This is a genomic window from Devosia naphthalenivorans (assembly GCF_003056355.1).
GTDB classification, from domain to species: Bacteria; Pseudomonadota; Alphaproteobacteria; order Rhizobiales; family Devosiaceae; genus Devosia; species Devosia naphthalenivorans.
The window spans coordinates 107,063-125,141 of record NZ_PYVW01000016.1 but is presented as its reverse complement, the minus strand read 5'-3'; the positions used below and the strand labels follow the sequence as shown (position 1 = coordinate 125,141).

The 18,079-nt window shown below is 57.7% G+C and carries 11 protein-coding genes; 1 reads left to right on the top strand and 10 read right to left on the bottom strand.

What is annotated here, in order from left to right; translation table 11 throughout:
* Window positions 1-751 precede the first annotated feature (751 nt).
* From C8264_RS17810 to C8264_RS17775, 8 genes are all read right to left on the bottom strand, one after another.
* Window positions 752-1,912, bottom strand: a complete 1,161-nt coding sequence (locus C8264_RS17810; RefSeq protein ID WP_108462329.1) for an acyltransferase family protein — start codon at window positions 1,910-1,912, stop codon at window positions 752-754.
* 299 nt (window positions 1,913-2,211) lie between these two features.
* On the bottom strand, window positions 2,212-2,766 hold the full coding sequence (rfbC, locus tag C8264_RS17805; RefSeq protein WP_205245727.1) for a dTDP-4-dehydrorhamnose 3,5-epimerase: 555 nt from the start codon (window positions 2,764-2,766) through the stop codon (window positions 2,212-2,214).
* Complete coding sequence (rfbA, locus tag C8264_RS17800) at window positions 2,759-3,637, bottom strand: glucose-1-phosphate thymidylyltransferase RfbA (RefSeq protein ID WP_108462328.1); 879 nt, start codon at window positions 3,635-3,637, stop codon at window positions 2,759-2,761. Before rfbA ends, rfbC begins: the two co-directional genes overlap by 8 nt.
* 199 nt (window positions 3,638-3,836) lie before the next feature.
* Complete coding sequence (locus C8264_RS17795) at window positions 3,837-6,020, bottom strand: glycosyltransferase (protein WP_108462327.1); 2,184 nt, start codon at window positions 6,018-6,020, stop codon at window positions 3,837-3,839.
* Window positions 6,021-6,023: 3 nt separating this feature from the next.
* Window positions 6,024-7,010: an NAD-dependent epimerase/dehydratase family protein gene (locus C8264_RS17790; RefSeq protein ID WP_108462326.1), complete on the bottom strand. Its 987-nt coding sequence runs from the start codon at window positions 7,008-7,010 to the stop codon at window positions 6,024-6,026.
* The gene (locus C8264_RS17785; protein WP_108462325.1) at window positions 7,007-10,714 is read right to left on the bottom strand and encodes a rhamnan synthesis F family protein; all 3,708 of its coding nucleotides are present in this window, start codon (window positions 10,712-10,714) and stop codon (window positions 7,007-7,009) included. The genes C8264_RS17790 and C8264_RS17785 overlap by 4 nt, the downstream gene beginning before the upstream one ends.
* Window positions 10,715-10,756: 42 nt before the next feature.
* Window positions 10,757-12,238, bottom strand: a complete 1,482-nt coding sequence (locus C8264_RS17780; protein WP_245893348.1) for an ABC transporter ATP-binding protein — start codon at window positions 12,236-12,238, stop codon at window positions 10,757-10,759.
* The gene (locus tag C8264_RS17775; RefSeq protein ID WP_205245726.1) at window positions 12,171-13,004 is read right to left on the bottom strand and encodes an ABC transporter permease; all 834 of its coding nucleotides are present in this window, start codon (window positions 13,002-13,004) and stop codon (window positions 12,171-12,173) included. The genes C8264_RS17780 and C8264_RS17775 overlap by 68 nt, the downstream gene beginning before the upstream one ends.
* Window positions 13,005-13,560: 556 nt before the next feature.
* On the opposite strand from C8264_RS17775, the gene C8264_RS17770 reads away from it, so the two are divergent.
* Entirely contained in the window at window positions 13,561-15,171 is a 1,611-nt protein-coding gene (locus C8264_RS17770) for a hypothetical protein (RefSeq protein WP_108462323.1), read from the top strand.
* A 776-nt stretch (window positions 15,172-15,947) separates the two neighbouring features.
* On the opposite strand, the gene C8264_RS17760 is transcribed toward C8264_RS17770, so the two are convergent.
* Both C8264_RS17760 and C8264_RS17755 read right to left on the bottom strand, forming a co-directional pair.
* Window positions 15,948-17,240, bottom strand: coding sequence for a reverse transcriptase domain-containing protein (locus tag C8264_RS17760; protein WP_162783741.1), 1,293 nt, complete (start codon window positions 17,238-17,240; stop codon window positions 15,948-15,950).
* 199 nt (window positions 17,241-17,439) lie between these two features.
* The gene (locus C8264_RS17755) at window positions 17,440-18,072 is read right to left on the bottom strand and encodes a hypothetical protein (protein ID WP_108462320.1); all 633 of its coding nucleotides are present in this window, start codon (window positions 18,070-18,072) and stop codon (window positions 17,440-17,442) included.
* Window positions 18,073-18,079 lie beyond the last annotated feature (7 nt).

The window sequence follows — 18,079 nt, the reverse complement described above, 5'->3', positions numbered from 1 at the left end:
TCCATACGGGCCCGCGGCGTGCAAATGGCCGCATCATGAGGCCGGACACACGACAGCACCTGACCACATGCCCAAAGCCAATGAAAAACCGCTTGCATCCAGACGGGCGTCCACACACGATTGACACGCAATACAGGGAAACGCCCATATAGGGCACCGCAGATCGTCAAACGCAGCGCCAAGTCCGCCCAAAACGCTGAACTCAGCCCGCTCTCATGACACTGCCGGGCTCATCAACCAGTTTTTGCCGGCGTCCAGCTAATTACTGCCTGGACATCCGGGCTGGGCAGAGCCTGCACGCTTGCTGCGCTGCTCAAGCTTGCTCGTGCAATGGAGACAACGCTGGGCAGTGCTGGAGCGACATTGTCGCTGTTCCATTATGCGCTCAACGACGTGAGGGACTTGCGGCCACTGACCCGCGCCATCAGAGATAGTGTCACACCTTTATTCTTGGGCGGCGACGGCTTAAAACTCAGTTCTGCGCTTGAAGGATAGCAAGGAGCAGACGGAGCAATTGTCCGAAGCCGACAAGCAACAGGGCTAGGACAAGGTTGAGCGCAAAGGCTTGCGACCCTCGTACCCAAGACCGGTTTGCGCCTCTGAAAGCGGAGAGAAGGGCGAAGATGGCCATGACCACTCCGGCGGCGAAAAAAGCATAGGCGAGTAGTTCGGTAAGCACTTGATACTCCTGTCAGTTCCCCTGGCCAAAGCGCAGACACCTGGGATGCTGTGACCTGATCCTTGACCTTCCTTATCGCGGCGCCGTGTTCTCTCCGGTTGCGCTGGGCTGCTCGTGCTGGGCAGAATGCTGCGTTGCCCCTGATGCGTACTTCGGGCGTATGGACATCGCCGGCGCCTCCACAAGTTTAAATGTCAAGGTTGCAGTGAGAATCAGCGCCGGAAGAACAATCAAGATTGTGGTAATGAGCGCATCCCAGTCACCGCGACCAGTCGGTGCAAGCCACCATTGATAACTCACAACAATGTTGATGAAAACTGGGTGCAGTAGGTAAGCCGAATAGCTGATCACGCCCAGAGCGGCCACAGCGCGCCCCAACTGAGCAGGCAGCAAGCGCCCGAACGATAGGTAAGTGAGGATCACTCCCGCCCACACCAACGCCTCTATCGGTGGAAATGCCACACGCCAGATGTGCTGGGTGGGCCATCCGCCGAAACGATTGAACGTGAACAGCATGGCAAAGGCAGATAAGAGCGCTAGCGGGAACATCCAGGGGCGGTTGAACAACGATGCACGTTCAGAGTAGAGCTTGGCTGCCAGCATGCCGATGGCGAACTGATCAATGCGTCCCGCGAGGGTCCAGTAGCTTAGGTCCCGCGGATTGGCTCCTGCCCCAAGCACCGCCAGAAGGCGCATAACCATGCACAGCGCCACGACCCAGAGTAAGGCGCCTGCTCCCTTCTCCCGCAAAGCCCAGAGTAGAACGGGGAAGAGCAGGTAGCATTGAAGTTCAATCTTCACTGCCCAGAACATGGAAGTAAATGGCGAGCCCAGATTGGCATGGGGATCGATGGGGATCAGCGTACTCAACAGGGTGAGCAGATCCCCCTCGGATGCGGAAGCGGCTGCAAGCAGGCAGAGTAAGAGCATCGGGTAGATACGGAGGATGCGAGCCAGAAGAAACCGCCTATATCGCGGCTGGCGGTGCAACATGCCGTGCGACAGTATGAAACCGGATAACACGAGGAACAGAGAGACTGCGGAGTGACCCTCAGTTATTACGATTAGGAAGGGGTTAGCTGGCTGCGGCCAAGGAGCGTCGGCCGAGAATGGAAGTCCGGTCGCCAGGTACGCGCCAATTAACTGCACCCCATGGTAAAGCAGGATCAGAAGGGCGGCGTAGGCGCGCAGATGATCTATTTCAGGCAGATATGGACGGTTTGAACTTTGCATGCGTCGACCTACCCCATGAGCTTTCCGCAAGCAGTGGTGTTCACAGTTTTATAAGGCAGTAGTGCCAACATGTGCGGTGCTCACCCGCCCATAGTAGAGCGTACCACCGCCATCCAAGCGTTTCCCCCTCGTCGCCTGGCTGGGTCCGTCCCAACTGACCGGCACCCTTGGTGAGAGCGTACGAGGCGTCCCAGAGCAAGATCGAAGCACCCCGTTCCCCTTCAGCGCCGCCTGCTAAGGGGGCGGCTATTGAACATTCGGATGAGTACACCGAAGAGTCAGCAAGCCGGCTAGACACCTCAGTCGAACACGGTGCTGTCGGCGAGCAAAGGCGCTGCTGCGTCTTTTGCAGAAAGTTGCAAATCCTCACGCGGAAGAGGCCATTGTATTCCAAGTTCAGGATCACCGAAGTAGATGCTGCGGTCATGCTCGGGGGAATAGTTGTCGCTGACCTTGTAAATGACCTCCGTATCCGCCTCGAGCGTCACAAAGCCATGGGCAAAACCCTTTGGCACAAAAATCTGATTCCACTTCGCCGCCGACACTTCAAGGCCGACATATTTGCCGAACGTCGGGGAACTTCGGCGGATATCGACTGCCACATCATAGATGGCGCCGCGTACAACTCGCACAAGCTTGTCCTGAGCTTTGGGAGGGAGCTGATAATGTAATCCCCGCAGGACGCCCTTAGCCGCAGAGTAGGAGTGATTGTCTTGAACGAACGTTGTGTTTATGCCCGCAGCTGAAAAGCCCGCCAAGTTGTATGTTTCCGAGAAGAAACCTCTATCATCGCCATATTTCGGCAGCACGATTTCGATTACCTCAGGGAGGGCAAGTGGTCGAACCTCAATCACGTGGAGTCTCCGCGATCCGGCGTAGATAAGACGCGTACTCAGTTTTTCCTAAGTCAGTTGCGCGGCTGCGAAGCTGCTCAGCATCAAGATATCCAAGCTCGAAGGCAATTTCCTCCAGACACATGACTTTAATGCCCTGCCGGTGCTCGATGGTGCGCACAAAGGATGAAGCGTCGTGAAGACTGTCATGTGTACCTGTGTCCAGCCAAGCATACCCGCGGCCCAGCCGCGCGACGTGCAGATCACCTCGGGCGAGGTAGGCGTTGTTCACGTCGGTAATCTCTAGCTCACCGCGCTCTGAGGGTTTCACTCTGGCGGCGATGTCGAGCACATCATTATCGTAGAAGTACAGCCCCGTAACAGCCCAGTTGGACTTTGGCTTCTCCGGCTTCTCCTCAATCGCGAGCGCTTGCCCTGTCTTGGAGTCGAAAGCGACGACGCCATAGCGCTGCGGGTCTGCAACCCAATAGGCGAACACCGTCGCCCCTTTGGTGCGAGCGCTCGCTTCGCGGCACATGGTCGACATGCCAGCCCCGTAGAAGATGTTATCGCCGAGGACCAGAGCCACCGAGTCGTCGCCCACGAAATCTTTCCCGATTATAAACGCCTCGGCCAATCCATTCGGCTGCGCTTGTTCCGCATAAGAGATCGCGATCCCAAAACCAGATCCATCGCCGAGTAGTGCCTGAAAGGCTGGCAGGTCGCGAGGCGTTGTGATCACCAGTACGTCCTTGATACCCGCCAGCATCAGCACGCCAAGCGGGTAGTAGATCATGGGCTTGTCGTAGATTGGCAGGAGCTGCTTGGAAACCGGCAGTGTCACCGGGTATAGACGCGTGCCGCTCCCACCGGCAAGAATGATGCCCTTCACGTTATCTCTCCTCAAGTGCGTCGCTCACCTTATAGCGCGGGTCAGTAGACGCTAGATAGGTCTGCTGCAAGGTCCTAGGCGCACCAAAGCTGCTGTGTATGTCGATCGTCGCTCTTAGAGGCCGCGACTGTCCGGACTTGAGGGATAGCACAGGACGGCGAGCCGGTTGCGAGGCCGTCACGTCTTGGTGCTCCAGTATTTAGCCGACCAGACGCTTAATCAATTTGGGTGCGGTTGCCCCGCGTGAGAATTTTTCAGTGAATAGTTCACCGGCAGCAGCGCCGAGCAGAGCCGCACGAGCCGGATCGGCCAGAAGCTGGGAAAGCGCTTTCGCCAACAGTTCGGGCTGGCGAGACGGAACAAGCAAGCCCGTCTTTCCCTCGATGATCGCTTCCCGGCATCCGTCCGCATCGGTCGAGACGATGGGTAGGTTGTGCGCCATGGCGTTTAGGAGGGCAAGGGGGAGGCACTCCATAGTCGAGGATTGCACGTAGACGGCGGCTGAACGGTAATGGTCTTCAAGGGCCCCGGGCGAAAGATTAGGGATGAGTTGAACATGCCCGCGCAGGTCTGGCTCCATGATGCGACAAAGAAGGTCTCGGCTCAGAGCGTTGCGGGAGGGGGGATGCGCACCGATGATGTGGAGATCGACGTCGTGTGGGATTAGGCCTTTCCGGCGAGCGTAGGCAAAAGCTTCGATCAGGCTACGAGTGCCTTTGCGGGGGCCCGTTGACTGAACCGAGAGTATTGTTCGCTTTGCAGCAGGGGAGGCGCTCTGGGTAAGATCAACGGGATGCGATTGCGCTCCAGCCAGGGAAACGGCATCAAGGCCGCTCCAGTAGAACACTTCACCGTCCAGCCCCTCCGACGCCCACTTGGCTCGAGTGGCTTCGGAGCCAAACAGGAAGGTGACCTTGCCACCTTTCGCCAAAGCTGCCAGGCGCGCCTGGGAGCGCCCGGAGCGCATGGTCAGCCCCGGTTCATAGGTTTCGTGGATGTACCAGAAGGCTGCGCCCTGCCACCGTTCCAGCAAGGGCAGGGCGATGGGCCAACTAGCAAATGAATTAACTAGGAGGGTGCCCCTTCCCGATGCCCGGGCACGGTAATGCCACAGGCGAAGCCGTGCTCCTACGCCCCCAGCCAGCCATGCGGCCATTCGCAAAGGCCTCTTGGCAATAGAGGGAACGCGGCGGTCCGCTACCAGATCAAGCAGAAAGCTGCTTCCCTGTGTTAGGGCTTGAGACAGCCGGCCCTCGGTGCTCACCGGGCTGTTCATGCTCTGATAGTCATCAACAAGGGGACCTGCGCCGAGGCTGATAACGTGGCTTCGCACGCCAGAGCTATGTAAGGCGCTGGCGACATCCCGCAGTAGCACCGGCGCCCCAGTCCTGCTCAATTCATGGCTAATCAGTGTGATGTGGGTTCTCGCTTGTGCTGCATCAGGTGCGCGCACGAGAGCTCTGCTTTCAGTTGACCCACTTTCCTGACGTGACAGCACGTCGGGATCATACATCAAACTGTCCACCGCCATTTCCAGGTGCTTCGGCCATGGAACACCTGCGAGGGAGTAGCAATCATCGCTGAAGCGCGGCGCCAGTGGATTTGCTGGCGCCTGCACAAAAGTTCGAGCGAGATAGCAGCGCACTATCTCGGCGGCCTCAGCTGTCACACGATCATTATTTTCCTTGATGGTGTTGCTAGAATGAACCCGATAACCGTAGAGTTTTTCACGAATAAGCACAGGTTCCTCCAACAAGGAGGCGCGCAGAAGGAAGTCTAGATCATGCGCGTACCGATAATTGCTGAACTCTCCGACATCCTTCAGTAACGATCGGTGGAAGACAAAATTACCCGTCGAAACGCCGATGTTATATCGAAGAAGCAGTGCTGAAAGGCTGGGGGACAGGTCGAGTTCCTGCATCTTCACGTCAGCGTACCAATTCACCCAGGGATGTTCCGCCGGCAAGGGATCGCCGTCGTCGTCTATCGGATTGACGTACGTGATCACCATGCGCGCGTGGTGGCGTCTTGCAGCCTCAACACAGCGGCGAATTCGACTAGGTAGATAGAAGTCATCCGAATTCAGTATCGCCAGGTACTCGCCGCCCGCTTGATCGAGCCCCTCATTGATAGTGGAATGAGCACCCTGATTTGAACGGCCGGTAACCCGGATCGACAAACCCTCTTGAGGGGGCACTGCTGCGATCGCCTGCTCGAGCACCATCAGGCTTTCATCGGTGGATCCATCATCGATTGCGATGATTTCCAGCGGCCTCCAATCTTGGGCAACGATAGAGCGCAAGGCTTCCGCTACATAGCGGGCATGGTTGTATACCGGCATGATCACCGACACCAACGGTGCATCGACGGACTGAAATGACATGAGCTAGCGCGTACCCAAGAGTGTAGAGAAAAGTGGAGTTGGCCCGAGGACGTCTTTGAGCATCAAAGCGTAACCATCACCAAAGGAAAGCCGGGGCGACCAATCCAGAAGCTGATTGGCCTTGTTGATGTCGAGGACACTTACAGGAACATCAAAGGGTCTCTCGGGCTGGTACTCGACTATGGGGTCCAAGCACAGCGGCCCCCGTAAGACGTCGAGAATGCCGTTGAGCGAAACGCCTTCACCACTGCCGATATTGAAAATCGGTGCCTCATCAAGACCACCCAGCCGTTCGGGCGGCGCGTCGGCCAACGCCAAAAGCGCAGCAACGAGATCGGCAATGTGAATGTAATCCCTCACCACAGAGCCGTCCCCCCAGATCGCGATCGACTCCCCGGCAAGCGCTTGAAAAAGAAAGGTGCTCGCCGCTCCTTGGCGGCGAGCTGGATTTTGCCCCGCTCCATATGGGTTGGAGATGCGGGCGATGCGGCAGTCAATCCCATGGGAGGCACGATAGGAGCCAAGATAAATTTCGGCGGCTGCCTTGGACGCGCCATACGCATTGTTCGGGTTATATGGCTGGCTTTCCGGAACTGGTGTATGTCTTACCCGACCATAGACGGTGCCTCCTGATGAGGAGAAAATCACCTTCGGCGCAAATCCTGTCTCCACTTTCTGGAGCCGGAGCGCCTCAAGAAGCCTTACCGTCTCCCGCAGGTTAGATTCCAGGTCGGCGACGGGGTCGGCATTGGCCGAAGATGGAATAGTGGTCCAGGCGTAGTGATGCACGACGTCTGCATCCTGGGTCAGCTTCTTCCAATCGGGTTCCGGCTGCTCAACGAGTCGAAAAGGGACAGGAAGTGTTTCCGCTATTGCTGCCGAAGGTTCAACGACATCGGCCAGGACGACGCTGTCTCCACGTCGCAATAATCCAAGCGCAACATGCCGGCCGATGAAGCCACAGCCACCCAGCACGACATGAGTGCTCATCGTTGAACCTCCTCAAGATGAGTAGTCGCATACCCAAAACCTGCCTCCTCCACGGCAAAAGGCATCAAGCGTTCCAGCGCGTGCAACAGCGTGCCGTCGAGCGGCAGTGGCTCCTTAGGGTAGTCGCTCCAATCAAGGCCGAGATTGAACAAGGGATCAAGAGCTTTCCGACGCGTCCAGAACATGGTTCCGATGGGCCATTCGAACGCAATCGGAAGTGGTGCCGTGCGCCCCATCCTGCGCGCCAGCGGCTCGGCCATGGGCAGGTTGGCGTCCCACCCATGGAGGTTAGCATCTTCGGGGAATATCAGCCCTAGTTTGGGGTCCGCTTCCATCGCGGCGATACAGATGTCGGCCGCAGGCGTAAGGCCTCCAATGGTATGCTCCCAGAGAAAGGTTCGCCATTGCTCACCGGTACTGGCCTCGACATGTGGCGATCTCTTGCCATGGACATGGCCTATAATCTCGTAAGGAGCGAGTTTTTCAGAGCCGAGGCCACTTAGGAAGGGTCCAATGTCGCGGCCGTTATTCGGCACCACGATGACATCGACACTTCCTTTCGGCGGATGCTTTGCGATTGCCTCCCAAGCCGATTGCGCCCGGCGCTCATCTGGCACCGTCAAAATTAGATCAATGCTGGCTTGATTACGATTGAGGCGCGTTAGGAACTCCTCCAGCAGGTCAACATAATAGAAGTGTCCGTGCAGGAGAGCGTTGGCACGCGAGGGCGCCAGCATGTTGCTTGCAGTGAGTGTAACAAGGGGATGTGTCCAACGACCCTGAGGCCTCCCCTCCTGAACCCAATGCACGAGCGGCTCAGTTGTGAGATTATTGGCAAGGCAATCTTCGGCATAGATGATGGGATTGAACCCTGGAAGGGGTCGGCGCAAGCCGGTGGCCGGGAGCTTGCCCTGGCCACGAGCGACGCGAGAGCGCAGCAGATAATTCTGCAAGGGGTCTTGGGGATAGTCATCGTGAGGCTGGGTGCCGCCGTAAACTGCCTGCGAGAAAGCTGCACTTTGCTTTGCTAGGATTGCGTAATCCCGCCTCACCGCCTCAGCTTCGCTTGCGGCTTCTTCACCTAACCTTAGGATTTCTGCCACAAACCGCTTTGGGTCCGCTTGCCTGACAGCGATCTCGCGACCTGCCAATACCGCAGCATCATACGCCTTTGTGTCGTCCGCGAGCCTGGTGAGGCGAGCTGCCATCGCATGAACATTGAAAAACGGCACCACAAGGGAGGCGCCGTCGGCACCAGCGTCCGTCAGCTGCTCAGCTAAGCTGCTTGCTCCTTCAAAACAGAGCACGGGCACCCCGGCAGCAAGGGCGTTGATGCCGGTGGTAGGTAAAGGGTCTTGCCGAGAGGTCAGCGCAAGCGCATCCGCTTGCTGAAACAGTTCATCATAGTCCTCGAGTTCACCGATCAGCTCAAAACGGCCGGTAAGACCGGATCGCTCGATTTGATCGGCGAGCAGACGCGAGAACTCACTTTCTGCTCCAGTGGGGTCTCGCCCAACCCAGATGAAACGGAAGGGCCGACCCGAAGCGCTGTGGCTTTCAACCTCAGCAGCGAGGTGGGCAAAAATGTCAGTCCCGCTCCGAAGAGAGACATCACCTATTCCGACGACGATGAACTCGTCTTTGTTCGGGATTGGCCGTATTTTTCGCCGAACAGCTTCGGAATAAACATCTGCACCGAAGGCTTTCAGTGGAGCGTCTGGCGACACTGTCGTGCTGGGCCGTAAGATGTCGAACCGGCGCTGGGAGAGGAAGGCATGCTCGCGACGGTAGGAATCTGCGACGGTATGGGACGGAAAGGCTACTCGATGGGCGAAAGGCAAAAAGTCGTAGACACTACCTGGAGGACTTATTGCGCTAGCGAAGTCCTGAACGAGCTGAACGACGCCAATATTGGCCGTGGCTAGGGCGCGGACGTATTCTCGCGTTTCGGCACTCGCTGCAACTGCGAAGGCTGGGCTCACCTCCCGCGCTAGCCGATGCAAAACCGCAATGAGATCCACGCGTTGCATGTCTGGTTCTTCAGGCATGTCGATTGTGGCGACGCAGCTTCCGGCGAATGCCGCACGCAAGGGGCCTCCCTGTTTGAAGAAGGCGATAACATCATGAGTGTCCCTGAGAAGGCGGGCCATGTTCAAGGCAAGCACCACCGCATCCGAGCGCTCGGCGCTATGCAGCAGCAGGAGAACCCTCGCGCGTCCGTCATCAGCAAGCACGGGGAGGCTGAGCCGTTCGGCGGGAGCAAGACCGCTTCGCCCTTCGTGCTGACCGAACAGTACGTAGTGACGAAGCAAGCCAAAGCCGCTCTCGGCTACGTCCAATTGCCGGCGACCGTAATAGCCAGGATCAAATTTGTCAGAAGGAGCAACACCTAGCTTCTCGCCATCGCTCAGATAGTGCTCCAGTGGATCCCGTCCTGCGGCGCGTGCTTGATCGGTAAAAGCGTAATGCCTTTCGCTGAGGAGGCCACTGCTGCGAATAGCTGCGATAGCGGGATCGTCAACCGCCTCAGGACGCCGCAGAACACGGGACTTCACCTTCCGCCCGATCCGCTCAGCTTGGCGGAGGATCAGATCCTTGTAGCTGGGCTCCAAAGTACCCGAGCGGCTCAGTTCTGCAAACTGGCGCTTGAGGATTTCCCGATCGCGCCGGGCCTGTGGGTTGTCGCTGTTGTAAAGCTGGTGCAGCCCTTGGCTCACCTCGTTCAGATCAAGACTGATCGACCCACCCGTACGCACGGCAAGCTTGTCCCACTTAAGGGCGCGCTCCCTCAAACCCTCCTGCTCTGCAATAATGCGCGAACGATCGGTGTCGAGTGCCGCCAAGTTCTGGTACGCCGTATGCAATTCTCGGGAGACTAGCTCACCCCGGCGGCTGACCTGCCTAGATCGGATGCGCTCGATAAAGGAATCCCCCAGGCGTGAAAAGAACGTCCGCACGGCGGCTCCGCCGGTCTCGACTGCTGAAAGCTCGAAAAGACCTGCCAAACCAGGAAGGGCATCACGGAGCGGCGCAGTTCCTGTATAGGCAACGCCAAGTCCGTTGCTGTGCAGGAACTCGAAAGTTGGGTATCGGCGCTCAATCTCTCGCCAAAACTGGCAGACGCCGAAATCGGGCTGGTGCACATTGGTGTCGTGGAAGAGAACGACACACCGCTCGCTCATCTTAGGCTGCCAAGTCTCAAAATCCTCCCGGACGGCTTCGTATGTGTGGAGGCCGTCGATGTGGAGCAAGTCAACCGAGCCATCTACCAGGTGATCGCGACCCTCAAGAAAGCTCATTCGAAGCAGGCGAGAGAAGTGAGCGTAGCGGGGGTCGTGCCAGGCCTTAAGCTCTGAGTAGACGTCCTCTCCATAAAGCCCCGCCTGCTCGTCGCCGAACCAGTGGTCGATTCCGAAGCATTCGGTGGCCAATCCAAGTTCCGCAACGGTTTGGGAAACCGCACAGTAAGAGTTACCGGTGTGAACGCCGAGTTCGACATAGCGTCGCGGCCGAGCAGCGGCCGTGATCCAAAAGGCAAATGGAATGTGACCGGCCCAGGAGTCAGGCTCCACTAGACGCTCAGGATGCATCAGCGCCGGATCGAGCCGTCCCAGCGAGGTGCCCAGCAGCGCAAGGCTAGTCGAAAGGGCAGAGGAGCTCTCTTTGCCCTTTCCAATTGTGTTTCCTTCGCCAGCCTGGGTCACGGGCAATCCTTCCAAGTCACCATTGCTGCGACATACACGCAATCAGCCTTGTGCAGAAGCGTGACCGTTCGCTTCGACGGCTGCCTCGGCGACAGAGATGGAAATATCCAGCATTGGGATTCCGACGAGACCGCCAGCCGTATGGCTACTGTGCGATTCAAAAATAAGGGCGTCGTGAATCCAGTGATGCTGCACATGCTCCTCCTGGGTGCCATTCGCGACCGCTACCGCAATCATATATGCGCCTCTAGGCAGACTGGGCATAGGGAAGTGAAAGGTTGTCGATAGAACATCACCAGGCTTGGCAACAACGGAGGAATTTCCCTCAATTTGCGTGGTCAGATGTGTGTTGTCCCCAAAAATGTTTTGCCCCAACCGATCCTTGACGAAAAAGCCAACGATAGGCCGGTCCAATTCTTGCCTAGCTCTTACCTTGATGCTGAGCGTCACCGGCTCGCCGCCCACAATCCAGCGATAGGGGACACCAGCTGAATCAGTGAACCGCACGTCCTCTATCACTGCCCCACCACGTCCGAAGTCACCGCTGGCTCCTGGATGGAAGACGAAGAGTTCCAAGTCATTGCGCAGCGCGCTGCCGTTGATCCAGTCTCTCCGCTGATCTATCCAATCATCGGGCGGCACTATCCGCTCAGAATGGACGCCCGGTGTTGGCGAGCCGGTATCATCGGGCTCGGTTATGGCGTTTTCCAGAGGTTTCGCATCCCCGAAGCTATCGCCAAGATAGAGTTCGCAGACCTCCTTAGCCGAGCCATCGGCGCGCTTTTTGCCACCATCGAGCCACACCGCCCGGTCGCATAGGCCCGTGACTGCAGCCGTGTCATGGCTGACAAACAAAATGGTGCCGTGCTCGCGGAAGCTGCGCAAGAAGCGCATGCATTTTTGCCCAAAGGCAACGTCGCCCACTGCCAGCGCCTCGTCTATGACCAGGATATCCGCATCCACATGGGCGATCACCGCGAAAGCCAGACGCACGAACATGCCGCTGGAATAGGTGCGGACCGGCTGGTCCACGAAGTCGCCGATATCGGCAAAGGCGAGGATGCCGTCCATACGCTCCGCGATCTCTGCGCGGCTCAAGCCATAAAGCGCCGCGTTGAGATAGACGTTCTCGCGGCCAGTGAACTCCGGATTAAATCCCGCGCCTAACTCCAAAAGGGCCGCGACGCGCCCCTGGGCGATGACCTCTCCGCTGCTGGGCATAAGCGTTCCGCAGATTATTTGCAGCAGGGTCGACTTACCCGATCCATTCCGCCCGATGATGCCCATGGCTTCGCCCCGCCGTACGGTTAGGGAGACGTCGCTCAGCGCCTGGAATTGACGATGGTAGCGCTTGCGACTCAAGCTGAGCAATTCCGCCAGGCGGTGCGCCTGACGGTCATAGAGGCGGAAGTGTTTGGAGATGCTGCGGACTTCGATTGCGAGCCCGGCCTCAGTTTCACAGGACATCGGCGAAACTCCTGCGCATGCCTTGAAAGGCCGCGAACCCTGCAAAGGCCACAGCAATTGCGATGATGCTATAAAGCGCCAGGCCGGCGAAATCGGGCAGGGCGGCGGTGAAGACCACGCGGCGGGACTGTTCGATGATAAAGGTGAGTGGATTTAGCATGAACACCGGCCAGAGGCGCTCCGGAAGCCGCGACACCGGATAGAACACAGGCGACATGAATAGCAGCACCGTCGACGTGACGCCCATGAGCTGGGCGATGTCCCGCAGGTAAACATTCGCGCCCGCTAGCAGCCAGGCGCCGCCCACCAGCAGCAGCGTGAAAGGCGCGATGATCACAGGCAACCATAATATGCCCAGTGACACTGTGCCGGTCGCCACAAGCTGGAACGCCAAAAATACCAGCAAGCTGACGGTATATTGAAACAACGCCGTGACGACACACATCACCGGCAGAATCTGGAGGGGGAAAACCACCCGCTTAACTAGATTAACCTGCCCCAGAATAATGGTGGGCGCTCGCGTCAGCACTTCGGTGGCGAAGCTGTGCGTGATGAGGCCGATAAAAAGGATCAGGGCGAAATCCAGCAGACCCTTGGGCTCAACGCCCTCCGACCAGCGAGCGGGGAAAACTCGGCCGAAGATAAAGGTATAAACCCCCAGCATCAGAAGCGGCACCAGGAATGTCCAAGCCAGCCCCATTCCTGAACCGCGATATCGCGCGAAGATGTCGCGTTTAAAGAGCGGGGTGGCAACGTCAATCAGGCGCTGCCAACCGGAGCGGGCAACGGAGGGGGTGCGGTGTGTTAGATTGTTGCCGGCCAAACGCCATTCTCCTTAGAGGCCGCTGATGGGGCGGCGGACCCCGGCGATCTCGAAGGGCGCCATATAGCCGCGTCACCTTGGCCATGCAAGCCGGAGGGGAGGCGGCGGTTACTCTCTTGGCGCTGCGCCTAGTGGCAGAGGAGCAACACCCGCTCAGTTTTCCCGTGACCTCTGGCCCAGCGGCCCAACCATCCTATGTTACTCAAATCATTAACTTTAGCGTCAGCTAAATTCGCTCAGGCGTCGCGGCGCTGCCAGCCCTACACTGGTAGGTTGTTGTTCTTGCCACATTTTCTTGTATCCCAGATGGAAGCTTTGACTGCGGCGAGTAGTTAATTATTGGTTCCCACCAAGAGCTTGGCCGCACCGCAACCCCCGTCACGAATGTTTGCATTGCCCTGTTCTCGTCTTAATTTCGCCTTGCCCCCTCTTGGACTTGCTGCTACCTCAAGGGCCGATCATCGGATTGGAACTAGTTCGATGGCGAGTCGCGGATGGGAGGAAGCCCCTTGTCCGCTCAACTTGATGTAAGTTTTCACCAAGGAGAGAAAGAGCAATGGCTCTGACCTTTGACGCAGAATATTATTATGATGAGCGCCCTGACGTTTTTGCAGCTTACGAAGAAGATAACATCGGGTTGAGCTACGAAGATTTCGCTCTCTGGCACTTCAATGCCTATGGCGACGAAGAAGGCACTCAGCCGAATGCCGCCTTCAACGCAGCAGAGTACCTGGCTCTGAACCCCGACGTTGCAGATGCTATTGAAGAAGGTGACTTCCTCAACGCCTGGCAGCACTATCAGCTGCACGGTGGCGCTGAAGGCCGCGCCCTGAGCGACACTATCCCTGCTCGTGCCGATTTCCCTTTCCAAGCCTATATTGATGCCAATGCAGATCTTCAGGCTGCCGGCATTGATACGCTAGAAGAAGCCTACGAGCACTATATCACGTTCGGCTACGCGGAGAACCGTCCCGGTACTCCAGGCAGCGAGAGCGATGCGCTCACTGAAGCTCTGGCCGATTTGGCTGGTGCTCGGGAAGCAGTCGCCGAATTCGTAGAAGAGAATGGCGACGTAGAAGCTGCTTTCGGTGCTGCTGAAGACGAGCTGGCAGGTGACATCCTCGACAATGGCACTGACCGTCAGCTCGACGCTGCGGTAGTGACTGCTGAGGCTAATCTCTCCGCTGCTCAAGGCGCTTATGAAGTAGCTGTTGAAGACGATGCTGAGCTGGCAGCTCAAGTCGCTGAGTTTGAGCGCCTCACCGCTGAGCTGGTCGCTGCCAAGGAAGTCCGTGATGCGGCTCAGGTGGACGCTGATGCGGCCGTTGAAGCTTTCATTGCTGCCGAATTGGAGAATGACGTTGTAGTCGTTCGTACAGCTACCGCGATTACAGCTGATGGCGAAGTTGTGGCTGAGTTCCAGCAATTTGATGCTGCGGGTCCGGAAGGTCGTATCGTCATCACTGCCGATGGTGTTGGCTATGCCGGCCTTCAGGAAGTCGTGAACGAACTCAACGCATGGCTCGAAGCCAGCGATGCTGTCAACGAAATCCAGGAAGACCGTACTCCTCTGATCGAAGACATCACCCAGAATGGCGGCGCCGCCGGCGCTGCGTATCAGGATTTGATCGACGCTCAGAATGCGCTTGAAACCGCAGAAGCAGCTGTTGTGGCTCGTGCCGAGCTTCGTCAGGACGTTGCTGATGCGCAGCTGCTAGTTGATCAGCTCGACGCATTGGTCGCGAACGAAGAAGGCGCTCTTGAGGCTCTTGAGGCTCTTGGGTTCGAAGCTCCGGTTGTTGTGGACGGTGCTGAGCTTGCAACCGACGAAGGTGATCTGTTCATCTACGACGGTGAAAACTCCGGAACCATCACTGGCTTCGATAGCGAAGACGCTCTCTACATCGGTGCTGATTTCGCTGCTCCGATCACTCTTGCTGACGACGATGTTCTTGCTGACGACGCCACCGATTTTGGTAGCGTGTCTGAACTGGACATCTTCATCCAGCAGGGCGTTGGCGAGACCGTGATCTACATCGAAACCGAAACCTTCCAGGGCAACCAGGATGGTCCGTTCACTGGTGAGACCATCACCCTCGTGGGCGTTGATGCCGACACCGTGACTTTCGAAAATGGCGTTCTGCGCGTTTCCGAAGCCACTGCATAACATCTAAGACTTCGGTCTTTACGGAGAACCCCGGCCTTGTGCTGGGGTTTTCTTTTATGTGGGCACTTCTAATCCAAGGCGGGCAGCCCTAGGCGCAGAGGTGAAGCTGCGGCCGTCCTGCAGACACCGGAGGAACACCAAGCTGGGCGCGGTGTTGAATGGGAAAGCTGGCGAACTCACTGCTTTCGGTGCACCGGGGTTCATCTCCTACAAAAGCTGCAGGGGGTGAATTTGCAGTTATTTGAAATCCTGTAGGGCAGCCAGCTGCGTTCGCAGGCTCTCGGTGCTTGCTGCAAAAGACGAGAATAGCCGTGTGTGGTTCGGCTTCAACTTCGGCGGTTGCACATCATCACCTCCCGGCCTCGGCTTCCACGTCTTGCCGCGAACGATCTTGTGCACGGTGTTGGTGCTGACCCCGTACCGCTCTGCAAGGCTCTTGCAGCCGTGCGTAGACGAGTGCCAGCGGTAGTTCCGCCTTATGGCGTTCACCTGCTCCCATGTAAGCTTGGGCTCGTGGATGAGGTTCTCTGTACGTGTCATTTGGTTTCTCTTATCCGGCGCGCGGCTATCAGCGATCAGTGGGGCACGCAGCCCACTCCGCCTAGTGGGGTCAGACGGAAACACAGGGTGCCGTCAAAATATACCAGCCGACGGCTACTTCCGACCAATGGTGCTGCTTCCTCCCCGCGTTACCAGTCGAGCCGCTCAGGGTGCCACTCCGGCAGTCCAAACGCTTGGCCGGTCCACCAGCGGCTTTCACCCTAAAAGACGTCCTGTCATCGCGCGCTGATTACCCCAGCAACGAACTCGGCCCCGAATGCTGCTGTGAAGGCTTGTCGGACTGCCTGCATAGATTGCCCACCTACGTGTCGGGCCTGTTCACAGCTTAACCGGAGGGCGCGGTGCTGCACGTAGGGCGCAAGGGAAAACCCTGCGCACCAGCTCTCCACGTATCTTTGCAGCTCAGTGATGCCATCGGCAATGGCGACGCGGTTGTGAGTGCTAACACGGCATTGTTTCAGGATCGACTTGACGCGGGCAGCGAAGCGCTCAGCGTTCTTTTCGGAGACGCTTATATCGGCTTTGCCGCTGTTAGTTCGTTGGAAGTGGTAGCCTAAGAAATTGAAACCACTCTCCACCTTGCGGGAGGACTTTTCCTTTAGCCAAAAAGAGCCACGGGGGCAGCGTTCCGCAGAACGCTTCAAGGCTAGCATCGCCTGCTTCACACCCTTGGCGGACTTGCCGCCGATACCGAAGTTGTCTGCGTAGTTGAAGGCCAGAACGCGAGCCAGAAAATCCGGCGAGGCACTGGACAGGAACGTACTGCAGATGGCTTCAGCGATAAGTGGTGAAGTGGCCGATCCTTGTGACAACCCGGCGCGGCTATCTATTGTTAGGCTAACACCTTCGGTAGGGGGGATATGATGTAACAGAGAATGGATATTGAAATGTTTTGGTGTCAGGCAATACCGGACTACCGGCTCAGGTAAGGGGAGCCAGTCGGTAAGGCTTATGCTGGTTTCATCTATTCCTCCGTTGGTGAAAATGTTCGGGTAGAAATCTTCGACATCGAGTTCAACGAAGTACTTGATCTCGCCGTTCTCGATGCCGGTTATGATCCTGCGGGCAACCTCGTCTCTGCCCCCTTTGCGAGTGGCGAACTGTTCAGGGCGCAGGATGGGATTTAGGAAGGGCTCTAGCGCCATCTTGCAGAGGTACTGACGAGCGCGGTGGTTGATGCCGAAAGAATGGATGGGGCGGCGGGTCCGGCCGTCATCCTTGAGCTTCAGTTGTAGCATCACTTGTTCGCTCTCTTGGTCGAACGGGTTCAAGCGCTCCGCTGCTGCGACCAATTGCGATGTAGGGAGCTTCTTGTCTGCCCGCATCTTTCTGTTCGCACGCTCATAGGCCATCAGCTTGGCAGAGAAGCTTCCTAGCAGCGTGCGCTGGGCTTGGCGGGCTCCTTCGCTGTCCCCGGCCTCTAGCCGCTCCTCTATCCTCCTGCAGAGCTTCCCGGTCGCTTTCCGTCCCCTGCGGAAAAGGCTTCTATGGGCCTTGATCTCTGCCAATGCCTCTTTGGACAGCGGCTCGTCCGCTAGTGGCGATTGCGACGGCAGGGACGGCATTAATCGCTGGCTGGCATCGCCATGCTGAGGAGGGCGTGAACGGGTGCGACTTCGCGGAGCAGGGACGGCGTGCCCTTGAGCCAAACTAGAGCCTGTCGCGCATGTGTTTCGGCCAAGGATTGCTGCACCGGGGTTCATCTTGTTAGCTCCTGAAAAGCAGATCGCCAGCTGGCCGCTGATACGTTTCTGGGGCCATGTGGTTCGGCTCTAGGCTGAGGCTTCCCTGTGCAGCTTGCCCGACGCGGAGCACGGTGCGCGGCTTAGGCCAATATGAAAGGATTTCCCGGCGAGGGGCTTCATGCCAGCCGATGTTCAACGTTGCGTGGCTGCGGAAAAATACCATGCGGTGGTAGTTCAGCCGCTCGTGTAGAAAGAGCGCGAAATCGTCCAAGCGGCTCTGCTGCAGATTGTCGATGACCCATGGCACCACAATGCAGGCAGCAGCACCACTGTGGCCTTGTACGTCGCGATGGTCCCAGATGTGGTAGGCGAAGTTCTTCTCGTTGCTGGCGCACTGCAGTCGGTGTGCAGACGCAAATTCGTTGAGCTTGGCAGAGCGGAAGCCGGAGCGTATCGCGATAGGGCCGAACATAGAGACGATCGGTTCGAGAACCTCGGTGCAAAGGCGTTTCCCTGTGGCAATGGCCAGATCGGGATCGTCTGGCACATTGTTGATGCCATGCTTGGCTGCCACTTCCGAATAGAGGAAGTCCCGCATGAAGAAGTGGCGCGACAGACGTACTCGCCCAAAGCTATCGAGTTCCCTGATCTGCATTGCCTGC